General features: G+C 65.0%; 1 protein-coding gene. It reads left to right on the top strand.

Annotated features, from left to right (window positions below; translation table 11 throughout):
- Positions 1 to 314: 314 nt before the first annotated feature.
- Positions 315 to 913, top strand: a 599-nt coding sequence (locus D3A60_RS14415) for a porin family protein (RefSeq protein WP_157981503.1), incomplete at its 3' end; no start/stop codon positions are given.

The raw sequence follows: 913 nt of genomic DNA on the forward strand, positions 1-913 counted from the left end.
GCTGCAAGAGCGAGCGTAACCGCCGCACCGAGCTGAACGTGCAGAACTAAGCGTTATCGCGGACGCCTTCCGGTCCGCTTGCAGTACCCGAAGCCCGGCCTCGTGCCGGGCTTCTTTTTGGGCCCCGTCGCGGGACGGTCAAGGCCTGTTAAGCTGTATTAACAAGGACCTTGACGGTGTATTATCCGGGCCGCCAGAGACCCGCGGCGCCGGCGACTCATCGAGTGCCACACGAGTCCCTGTCTGCGTTTGCGCCGTTTATCTGATTCGATTTTTCCCGCCAGTTCCGCCCGTATTGAACGAGGAGCACGAGTATGAACTTCCGCGTGTTGAGCACCGCCCTTCTGGCCGGCTTGGCCTTTTCGCAGGCTGCGGCCGCCCAGGATTTCGATGACCGTTGGTACCTGACCGGCTCGGCCGGCTTCAATCTGCAGGACAACGACCGTGGCACCCGCAACGCGCCGTTCCTGGGCCTGGGCCTGGGCAAGTTCGTCAGCCCGAACTGGTCGATCGACGGCGAGCTGAACTACCAGAACCCGAAGCTGGATTCGAACCAGGACCTCAACTGGAGCCAGTACGGCCTGTCGCTCGACGCCCGTCGCCATTTCCTGGTTGATGGCCGCGGCTGGAACCCGTACCTGCTGATGGGCCTGGGCTTCCAGCGCTCGGAAGAGGAGTTCGACGCGTTCCCGTCGGTCAACTCGCCGGGCCAGCGTGAAGACGGCAACCTGGCCGCCAAGGTCGGTGCCGGTATCCAGAGCTCGTTCGCCGACAAGCGCGCCGCGATCCGCGCCGAGCTGGCCTACCGCGCCGACTTCGACGACACCAGCGTGGCCGCTCCGGACGAAGACTGGTTCGGCGACGTGCTGGCTTCGGTCGGCGTGATCATCCCGCTCGGCGCCCCGGCTGCTCC

The organism is Cognatilysobacter tabacisoli, assembly GCF_003586305.1.
In the GTDB taxonomy this organism is placed as follows: domain Bacteria; phylum Pseudomonadota; class Gammaproteobacteria; order Xanthomonadales; family Xanthomonadaceae; genus Cognatilysobacter_A; species Cognatilysobacter_A tabacisoli.